Source organism: Clostridium sp. (assembly GCF_051656525.1).
GTDB lineage: Bacteria > Bacillota > Clostridia > Clostridiales > Clostridiaceae > Clostridium.
Window position 1 is genome coordinate 1 of the sequence record NZ_JBOGCC010000139.1, and the last position, 9,771, is coordinate 9,771.

Consider the following 9,771-nt stretch of genomic DNA (forward strand, 5'->3'; position numbering starts at 1 on the left):
TTCACATGTCATATTAACTTCTCCTCCTTTTATTTTAAATATCAATAACTTATATACCTAATTTTTTTTATAAAATCAAATTTACTTTAGTTCCAAATAACTCAGGTTAAAAAAGAGATTGATCTATTTGAAAAATATAATAAAGAATTGATAAAATCTTTAACTGATAGAAGCTTAGATTTTGATAATAAAAATAATATTAAATTAATTGGATAGGTAGTTATTAAATACAATTTTAAATTTATAAATTACAATTAGGAGGATTGCTATGTCTATTATGATAACGGTTGAAGAAGTTGCTAAACTTTGCATTGTTGGAAATAGTAAAGCTTATCAAATAATTAGAGGTAGAGTTAATAAACTTTATTTGTTAGAGAGATTTGGAATAGAGAAAGGATATTAATTATGCCTGCAACTAAGGATAAGAACGGGACTTGGGTGTCTCGTTTCTATTATGTAGATTATCAAGGAAATAAAATGAGAACCTTTAAAAGAGGTTTTAAAACTAAAAGAGAGGCTCTTGAATATGAAAGAGAGTTTCTTTCTAAATATAAATTTGAAGTTACTATGACTTTTAAAAGTTTATATGAATTTTATATGGATGACCAACGTCATAGACTAATACAAAATAAAACATATCTTATCGAAACAAAGATTTTACCATTTTTTAAAGATATAAAACTAAATGAGATCACCCCTATTTTAGTTAGAAAATGACAAAATAATCTTTTATCAGCTATTAATCCTACTACGAGTAAGCCTTATAGTCAAACATACTTAAAAACTATAAATAATCAGCTTACAGCTATATTTAACTATGCTATCAAGTTCCATTCCTTATTGGAAAATCCTTGTCATAAAGCTGGAAGTATTGGAAAGAAACACGCTGATGAAATGAACATCTGAACTTATGAAGAGTTTCAAAAATTCTCTGAAGCTACTAAAGAGCATATAGCTATTTATACTGGTTTTAATATATTGTTCTGGTGTGGTCTTAGAGTTGGAGAGCTCCTAGCTCTTGAAATAAAAGATATTGATTTTGAAAATGAAACTTTAAATATTAATAAGTCTTATCAGAGGTTAAATAAAGAAGATGTTATTACTGAACCTAAGACTCCTAAGAGTAAAAAAATCATTGAAATGCCTTCTCAGTTAATTACTGTACTAAAGGATTATCTCAAGACACTTTATAAACCCAAACCTAGTACAAGATTGATTCCTCATACTAAATATATTTTTGAACATACTATGAAAAAATATTCAAAAATTGCTGAAGTAAAAAAAATAAGGATACATGATCTTAGACATTCACATGCATCCTTACTTATTCATTTGGGTGTTAATCCTCTACTATTGCAAGAAGATTGGGACATGAAAAGGTTGAAACAACCTTAAATACTTACTCTCATCTATTTCCTAATAGTAATAAAGAAATGATGGAGTTGTTAAAAAAAATCTAGTTGAAAATAAAAGATCTCTTCAGAGATCTTTTTTAATAAAAAGGAATTTTTTCCTCTTCCTTATATTGATATTCTTTTTTTTCTTTTGGAGAGCAACTACAAACTTCTCTTTTTTTTCTTAAATTTCTTCTATAGTAGTAGTATTCCCAGATTAAGCTTTTTAATTTAGTTTTATTTTCTTCAAAGATTACATTTTTATCAAAATATATATCTTTTCTATTTAACTTCATTTTATACTTTCTATACATAAAAATTGATATTTTTTTAAAAATCCATCTATCTAAATCTTTTAACTGATTCTCATCTGTTATATTTCCAAAATACCCTATCCAACTTCTGTATGAATTCATTTTTCCACATCTCGGACAATTTTCTCCCTCTTTTGCTCTATTCCCACAAATTTTAAAATTTATTTTTTTTATAATTAATTCTAAAACAAACTTTGCGGGATAACTATTATTTTCTAACTTCATTAATATATCTGATATTCTATTTTTAAATGCTTTTAAATTTTTCTCTTTTACTCTTATTTTTGCTTTAGTTTTTACTAATTTAATTTCAAACCCTAAATATTCAACACATTCTTTATTTAAATTTATTTTTTTACTTTTTTCTCCAATTTCATGAATATATAAATTTATTTTTTTCATCTCATCTTTTACTTTATCAAATGCTTCATTCATTTGATTTTTATCTTTAAAAAGAATCAAAAAATCATCGGCATATCTTATATATTTTATATCCATATTAGTAGACAAAGTATTCTTTATCCATAAATCAAATTCATATAAATAAATATTAGCTAGTAACCCTGATAATATTCCTCCCTGTGGAATTCCTTCTTTTCTAGGAGTTCTTTTTACTTTAAAATGGTGAAATATCTCATTTACATGTTTTACTTTCTTCATATATCTTATTTTTTTATTTCTAATATTTTTCACTTTAGAAATTTTTTTTATTTTATTAATAGTTGAACTTTCTATTTTATAAGACTTTATAAATTTCTTTAAAATATACAAAAGAATTTCATTTTTTTCACCATAAAATTTTTTTATTTTTTTTAATAGAATTTTATGATCAATTTTATCAAAAAATTTACATAAATCTAGATTTAGAATTTGAGTATACCCATCATTCACATATTCTTCAACTTTTCTTATTGCACATGGTGCTGACTTTCCTTCTCGATAAGCATAACTTAAATTTTCTATTTCTTTAAATTTTTTTTCGCTATATTCCTTTATTGATTCATAAACAACTTTTTGAATTAAAACATCTTTTATATTTGCAATTGATAATATTCTTATTTTCTTCAATTTTATAGCTTTTTTTTTAGTTAAAGATTTATCTTTAGGAATTTCTATTTCTCTAAAAGGTTTAAATAGATATTGTCTTTTTATAATTCTTTTAATTAGATTATCCAATAACTCAGTTTTTATAATTAACTTATCATAAACTTCTGGAGCAATTCCATCTTCCCCCATGATTCTTTTATCTTCTTCAATCATTTTCAAGTAGTCTGTTTTTGTTTCTTTATAATCTAAATATATCTTCATTAAGTTTTCTTTATTTAAACTTTTAAATATTTTTTCATCTAAATTCATAAAAAAATCTATTCGTAATTTTCTTTACGAATAGATTCTCCACCTCCCTACTTTTGTAGTAAATTTATTCCGTTATATAACGAATACCAAAGCTGATAATATGATATAATAGGTATATAACAAATGTTCCTTTAATCAACGATTTAATTGGTGATTTAATGGTTGACAAGGAGCTTGAGCTTATAGTTTTAAGACATTTCTCTACACAAAGTAAAAAAATTAGATTCAAGACCTCCAGTTGGTGGTTACTGGTAATGATGTCTCAAATCTTATAATTTACCACCCCTCACATATCTTATTTTATAACTCGATATATGATAAAAATCTTAAGAAGATGATAGTTTCCTACCATCTTTCTTCAGGAGCTGAACATTTGATATAGCTTATAGATAATCTTACAGATTATAAATATTCGTTGTATCATATTATCACTCCTTGTCAATTCCATTAAATCACCAATTAAATCGTTGATTTGCAGGAACTGGAGCTAAGATTTTTCTTAGTGCAGAGCGTTTGCAACTCCGTTCTTAAAGAGAGTAAACTACTCTCGACAGAGAACTCATGATTTGATAATACTCTTATTACTCCTATTTGTCAATATTTAGACAAAAAAGATCCCCAAAATAGGAATCTTTTTTAATTTTTTAACAATATAGATTTAAATACTCATCATACGCTTTTTTTACTTTTTCTAAAAATATATCATCTCTATCATCTGGTATATCTTTTATTTCAAAATTAAGATGTCTTTTATCTATATTTATTGTAAAAGGATGTCCTTCTGTATCTTCACAAGAGAAATAGATATCGTTTTCTTTACTGATTTCTAAATAGTGTTTTTTTATATTTAATATATTACTTGTTAATGAATCTGTTAAAGTAACTCCAATTTTATCAGAAATATTATATCCTTCTGTTCTTAGCAACTTTAATTTTTCACCTTTTTTCTCATAAATTTTAACATTTAAATTCAATTTTTTTATTATTTTTAGATCTTTTAAATGTTTTTCTAAACTTTCTAACTTCCATTCAATAGGTTGGCAGTTCAATGTATTTATATTAAAAATATAATTTCTTTCTATATTTTCTTCATCTAATGCATCATAGATCATTTTTTCTAAGGTTTCTTTAAATTGTTCTACACCAAAATGTCCAAAATATTGGAAAAATATTAAATTCTCCCTAAAATAAATCACAAATCTTGCTAAGTCATCATTTGGAATTTTTTTCTTCAACATATTTCCAGTATCCATTTCTACTTTTGATATATTTGCTTCTCCACCTTTTCGAAGCTTATATCTAGAAAGATTATCTTCTTTATGTGATCCACCTGCAAATTCATACTTTATTGTTTTTCCATCCTCATCATAAACCTTTTGATCAAACAATTTATAAGTTGATGCCAACGCTTTTTTTATTTTTTCTTCTAATTTCAAATTTACTTTTGATTCAAAATCTAAAATTTCATATCTTAATATATATAATTTCATTAATACTCCTGCTTTTTCTAAGCATACAAAATAAGATAAAAAACTATTTAAATAGTACCATGTTGTCAACATTTTAGTTTTTTATTTGAATTCAAATACCTCCTAGATTAATTTTCAAATAATCTAGAATATCCCCTTATTTTTTATACTTTTAAGCAAAAATCAACTAAAAAGTAAATTTTTATCTTTACTTTTTCTGCTTTTTATGTAATAATTATTACATAAAATTTGCATGAAAAAAGAGAGTAAGATCGCTGTCCGCATTATTACTCATGTAAGGAAATATCCTTGTAAAAGTGTCTTAGCGCCAACTAAGATACTTTTTTTATTTATTTGTAGAATTATGATAACATATATTTTTTTAAAAATCTAGTTTTTTATTTTTAAAACTCTTTTATTTGCCTTTTTTAGCCCTTACAAATCATTTTTAATACCGTGATATACGGTTGTCACACCTGTGCCTTATTTTCAATTTTGTAAAGTATTTTGCTTTTACAATATCTAATAAATATTTTTAACTGCACCCAAAATGCACCCATTTTATTAAAAAAAACAGTAAAAAATACTTATTTTTAAATTTTCGCCCCCTTAAAAACCTAATAAAATCAATATATTTAAAAATAAACTTTTTTTTAAAGTTGAGTGGGAGTAATTTTATATTAGTTAAAGTCTTCAAACTTTAAATGAACTTAATTAGAAAACACTTTGGATAATCCCAGGGTGTTTTCTTTCATACTAGACTAAAATACAATCTAATATATTTTTAAGGAGTTTATATGTTTTTTAAATCATTTTTTTATTCTCTTTTTATGAATTATACTTTGTTTACATTTTTTAAAATTTCTTTTTCTAATAACCCTAGAAAAAAAATACATTCGATAAAATTATTATTTAGAGATATTTTCTTAGTTTTATTTTTGGGATTTTGTTTTTTAAACACTACTTTTAAAGATATTTACTGTACTTTACTAATCATTTTAGAATTAATTTTTATTTTAGATGTTATTTATAAATATTTTCTTAATTTGAAACTTTTCTATATTGAGGAAAGTAATGGAACAGAAGAATATTTTTCTTTTTCTTTGAGATCTTTATTTTGTATTTTATATTTATATTTTGCAATCGACTATTTAATAAAAAGTTATACCTCTAACCTTGCTTTTTTATCTTTTATGAAAAAACTCCTTTTCAATTTTGTTTTAGAAGGACTTTCTTGAGTATTTTAGCATCTGTTGTTTTTGTTATTATACAACAATTAATAAACTATAAAAATAATTTTATTATTTATCAGAATTTATCTTATACACTTAAAAGTTCTTATAAAATAATAAATAACATAGATTATCAATGTAGAATAAAAACAAAAGAAATTCCATTACATAACTTACAATTTTATACAATAAAAAATAAACCTTCTACTCTGCAAATATTATTAAAAGATTATTTAAAAAAGAGTTAAATTATATTGTTGAAAATAAAAGTTTTTTTATTAGTCATTTTTCAAAATTAGAACTTGAACAAATAATAACAACAATAAATACAATTATTTCTAACGAACAATACAATAATCAATTAGAAAATAACATTATTTTATCTAATCAAATTTATAAAGTTTTAAAAGATTTGAGAACTCTAAAAAAAATCCAATTAAATACATTTTAAATAATTATTAATTTTATCCAATAATGTGCTTCCCAAATTCTAAAAAATAAAAAGTAGAAATTTAAATTCTACTTTTTATTTTTTACTCATTAATTAACATAATCGTACTTTATTTATCTTTTATAAATTTCCATTTCGTTCACCTATAGATTTTCTATATCATACCCTATTAAAGTCTTCAAAATTACAACTCATAATATAACAATATCTTCTTTTAAGTAGTTTATCTCTATCTAATTATTTTATTAACCAATAAATATTTTTTTAGTTTTTTCTTTATCAATATATTCTACAAAACCTCTAACTATTATTATTTCTACTATTATTTAAAAATTACATTATTATTCCCACACTATATCTTGCCCTTGTTATTCCTACATATAATTTCGCTCTAGTTTCTTCTTTTAAGTTTGTATTATTATTGCTAAACCATTCTTTCATATCTTTTGTTGGATATATAAGAACTCTATCAAAACTTAATCCTTTTGAATTTCCAAAATTAATCGAACAATACTTTTCATCAATTTTTACTCTATTATTCCATTTTATTTGTACTGGATTATATTTCTTTAAATAATCTTGTACTTCTACACTACTTATATAATGTATTCCACAATTTTCAGGTAATTCATTATGACAACAATAGCATGGTTCCGTTGGTTTAAAATTTGGATATAATTTATTTGCCAGCTCACAAATTTTAAAGTTATTTCGATGAGTTAATACTAAACTTTTTTCATCGATTTCCACTTCTTCTTTTTTTAATTTGTCATTAAAATATTCTTTAACTTTACCATTATTATACTTTTTATTTTTCTTTTCTTTGTGTGTTGAATAGGTTGTTTGTCTTGGGTCTCCTACCATTAATATTTTTATTTTAGACTTTACTAATAACTGAAGAATTTCTAAATCATACCCTGCTAAATCTTGTACTTCATCTAAAAATATATAATCAAAAATCTCTGCTAATCGATTAATCACTTTCCCTTTCGATTTCCTATTACACTCACAGATAAAATTTGAAATTTTATCCGAATATATTTTGAATTCTTTATTAAAATAATAACTAAGTTCTATAGATTTTTTTGATACTATTTTATTTGCAGTTTTAATATAATTAGAAATTCCTTCACTAAAAATCATTCCATTTATATCTTTTTCAAAAAGTTCTTCAAACAACTCTCCTTTATATGGTTTTATCCCATGTTTTATAAAAAATGAAAACCAAGTTTCTATTCTAATATTAGCTGGTATTAATCCATTTAGTTCAAAAAATTTTTTTCTTATTTCCAATTCATTTGCTTCTGTATAGGTTATTATTGCAATTTTCTTGCTTTCTAATTCAAGAGCCTTTTTCACTAGATATGTCGTTTTTCCCACTCCAGCACCTGATATAATTAGTTTACTCTTCATCATTACACCACTCCACAGCTTTTTTTATGTATTCTGGATATTCTAATATTTGATTACTTTCAAATACTCTTAAAGCCCATTCACTTTTGTTTTTTATCATAAAGTCAATCAATCCTGCTTTTGTCTCTACCTTTTTTTTCCTCTCTCTTACAATATCACTTAATTTTTTAATATCATTGACATTCACAAATTGTGGTTCTAAAGTATTTAAGTCTCCATCTTTGTCTGCAAAAACTTTTATATTTTCATTTTTAGTATAATCTTTATATTTTTCTTCTATGTTTTTGGAATAATTTCCATCATTATCCGTTATAACCCCAACTTTTTCATTTAATAAAATCGCTATCTCAAGAAATCTTTTAAAGGCTAATCCACAAGATATTACATCTATTCCTTTATTTATTGGGAGTTTCTCTCTATTTTTTATCATAAAATATTTTTGAAATATAAGTTCATCTGAATCTCCTTCAACTAAAATACTTTTTTGAGATAAAATTAATCTTAAAGTATTATATCCAGGTAATTTTTTAAAAAACTTATATGTCTCTTTATTTAGTTCTGTTAATCTCATATTCTTTCTATTTTTTAGTAAAATCAGATTATTCAAACCCAATTTATTTGCTACAAATGGACTATGTGTTGACAATATAACCTGTTTTCCTTTTGATTCTTCTTCAATTATTTTCATTAGTTCATTAAGCTTTGTATGCGATAAATGATTTTCAGGTTCTTCTATCAATAAGATTTGAGCTTGAGATGTTTTTTTATGCTGAAGAGCTAATTTAGACTTTATTATACATTGATCTCCTCTTCCTATTTGATGAAATGGAATTTCATCCAAAATAGTTATCAATGTATTTTCCCATGAGTTTTGAGTAGATAAATCTACTGATATTTCTAATTTTTTTCTATCTATTTTTTCTTTCAAATCATCATTTATTTTTGATATATATTCACTTCTCATAAATTCTTCTTTAACTTGTCTAAATGCTTGAGATATACCAACTTTTTTATCTTCATCTAAATAATTTTTTATTATTTTTGATATATATAAATCGGATCCATTTTGACATTTTGTTAATGATGAATCTATTAATATAGATTTTAATGGAATTATTCTCGAAGTTAATGAATCTCTTCCAAAAGATGACCATTTCATCTGATAATACTCTATTGGTAGAGTTATTATTTCCTTATCTTTAATAAGAATTTCATATTCTTTAAGATAACTATCATCAAATTTAATCTCTAGTTTAATTCCATACTTATCGGATCTATCACTATTATTATTTCCTTTTAAAATTGCTAATTCCTTAAGCTTTTCAGGTGATTTTGAATTAATAAACAGTTCTATTTCTATCGAAGGTAATATTTCTTGTTTTCCACCAGCTTTCAAATCAGTAATATATTTTTTTACAATATTTTTATTAAACAAATATTGACTTATTTCATTCTTTAAATATTTACCATTTAACAATCCTGAAAGCGCTAAATTTATCCCCTCTAAAATCGTACTTTTACCTTCACCATTATTTCCTACCAAGATATTAATTCCTTCTTTAAACTCAATTGTGTATTTTCCTTCAAAACATTTATAATTAATTAAATTAAGTTTTTCTATATACATTCTACTTTCCCCCTTAAGATTATGTTATTACTATATATATCTTAATATAGCTATTTTTAGTTCTATTTCTAATAGTCTAAATATACTTTATTAAAAATGAAATTGCAATATTAAAAAGTTTAAATTTATCTCATTTTTTATTTACAAAAAATTCTTCTATTAATTTAACATCTCCAAACATTACTTTCAGGCTAGTTTTTATCTTTATTTTATATCTCATATTTAATTTATTTCAAATTTATATACTCAATTTCTCAAAACGCAATTCAAATTGTGTACATTTTTAAGATACGTTTTGAAATTTGTATCAAAAAACAACTATTTTTCTTCCTAAATTATAGAAAAACCCTTTTTTTTATGCTAAAATATTTATAACACTTACCGGGGGAGGGAATAATAAATTATGTTAAAAAAAATTAAAACTATTTCTGAAAATCTTTCTAATAGCGAAATTCCTAAAGTTTTTGATCATTTTGGAAAAAAGATACTTCCTTTTTATAGAAGAGAAGTAAGTA

Annotated in this window: 8 protein-coding genes; 4 read left to right on the plus strand and 4 right to left on the minus strand. The window is 23.4% G+C overall.

Going from position 1 to position 9,771, the window contains the following annotated elements:
- The first annotated feature begins 268 nt into the window (after window positions 1–268).
- From ACRDDY_RS07070 to ACRDDY_RS07080, 3 genes are all read left to right on the plus strand, one after another.
- A complete protein-coding gene (locus ACRDDY_RS07070; protein ID WP_298065828.1) occupies window positions 269–403 on the plus strand; it encodes a hypothetical protein in 135 nt (44 codons plus the stop codon).
- Between the two features lie 2 nt (window positions 404–405).
- On the plus strand, window positions 406–717 hold the full coding sequence (locus tag ACRDDY_RS07075) for an Arm DNA-binding domain-containing protein (protein ID WP_298065826.1): 312 nt from the start codon (window positions 406–408) through the stop codon (window positions 715–717).
- Window positions 718–975: 258 nt separating this feature from the next.
- The gene (locus tag ACRDDY_RS07080; RefSeq protein ID WP_438564263.1) at window positions 976–1,395 is read left to right on the plus strand and encodes a site-specific integrase; all 420 of its coding nucleotides are present in this window, start codon (window positions 976–978) and stop codon (window positions 1,393–1,395) included.
- Window positions 1,396–1,492: 97 nt separating this feature from the next.
- Here the strand turns inward: ACRDDY_RS07080 and ACRDDY_RS07085 are convergent, their stop codons facing one another.
- Together ACRDDY_RS07085 and ACRDDY_RS07090 are read right to left on the minus strand one after the other, a co-directional pair.
- Window positions 1,493–3,064, minus strand: coding sequence for a reverse transcriptase domain-containing protein (locus ACRDDY_RS07085; protein WP_438509851.1), 1,572 nt, complete (start codon window positions 3,062–3,064; stop codon window positions 1,493–1,495).
- A 644-nt stretch (window positions 3,065–3,708) separates the two neighbouring features.
- Complete coding sequence (locus ACRDDY_RS07090; RefSeq protein WP_298064623.1) at window positions 3,709–4,554, minus strand: hypothetical protein; 846 nt, start codon at window positions 4,552–4,554, stop codon at window positions 3,709–3,711.
- Window positions 4,555–5,330: 776 nt separating this feature from the next.
- Here ACRDDY_RS07090 and ACRDDY_RS07095 point away from each other — a divergent pair.
- Window positions 5,331–5,771: a hypothetical protein gene (locus ACRDDY_RS07095; protein WP_438564261.1), complete on the plus strand. Its 441-nt coding sequence runs from the start codon at window positions 5,331–5,333 to the stop codon at window positions 5,769–5,771.
- Window positions 5,772–6,549: 778 nt separating this feature from the next.
- Here the strand turns inward: ACRDDY_RS07095 and ACRDDY_RS07100 are convergent.
- Together ACRDDY_RS07100 and ACRDDY_RS07105 are read right to left on the minus strand one after the other, a co-directional pair.
- On the minus strand, window positions 6,550–7,632 hold the full coding sequence (locus tag ACRDDY_RS07100) for a UvrD-helicase domain-containing protein (protein ID WP_438564262.1): 1,083 nt from the start codon (window positions 7,630–7,632) through the stop codon (window positions 6,550–6,552).
- Window positions 7,619–9,256 carry an ATP-dependent nuclease gene (locus ACRDDY_RS07105; RefSeq protein ID WP_298064626.1) on the minus strand — a complete coding sequence of 546 codons (1,638 nt, stop codon included), beginning with the start codon at window positions 9,254–9,256 and terminating at the stop codon, window positions 7,619–7,621. The genes ACRDDY_RS07100 and ACRDDY_RS07105 overlap by 14 nt, the downstream gene beginning before the upstream one ends.
- Between the last annotated feature and the right edge of the window lie 515 nt (window positions 9,257–9,771).

Excerpts from the sequence above, each read along its gene's own strand:
- ACRDDY_RS07070 (WP_298065828.1), top strand. The coding sequence starts at position 269 with ATGTCTATTATGATAACGGTTGAAGAAGTTGCTAAACTTTGCATTGTT.
- ACRDDY_RS07075 (WP_298065826.1), top strand. The coding sequence starts at position 406 with ATGCCTGCAACTAAGGATAAGAACGGGACTTGGGTGTCTCGTTTCTAT.
- ACRDDY_RS07105 (WP_298064626.1), bottom strand. The coding sequence starts at position 9,256 with ATGTATATAGAAAAACTTAATTTAATTAATTATAAATGTTTTGAAGGA.
- ACRDDY_RS07090 (WP_298064623.1), bottom strand. The coding sequence starts at position 4,554 with ATGAAATTATATATATTAAGATATGAAATTTTAGATTTTGAATCAAAA.
- ACRDDY_RS07100 (WP_438564262.1), bottom strand. The coding sequence starts at position 7,632 with ATGATGAAGAGTAAACTAATTATATCAGGTGCTGGAGTGGGAAAAACG.
- ACRDDY_RS07095 (WP_438564261.1), top strand. The coding sequence starts at position 5,331 with ATGTTTTTTAAATCATTTTTTTATTCTCTTTTTATGAATTATACTTTG.
- ACRDDY_RS07085 (WP_438509851.1), bottom strand. The coding sequence starts at position 3,064 with ATGAATTTAGATGAAAAAATATTTAAAAGTTTAAATAAAGAAAACTTA.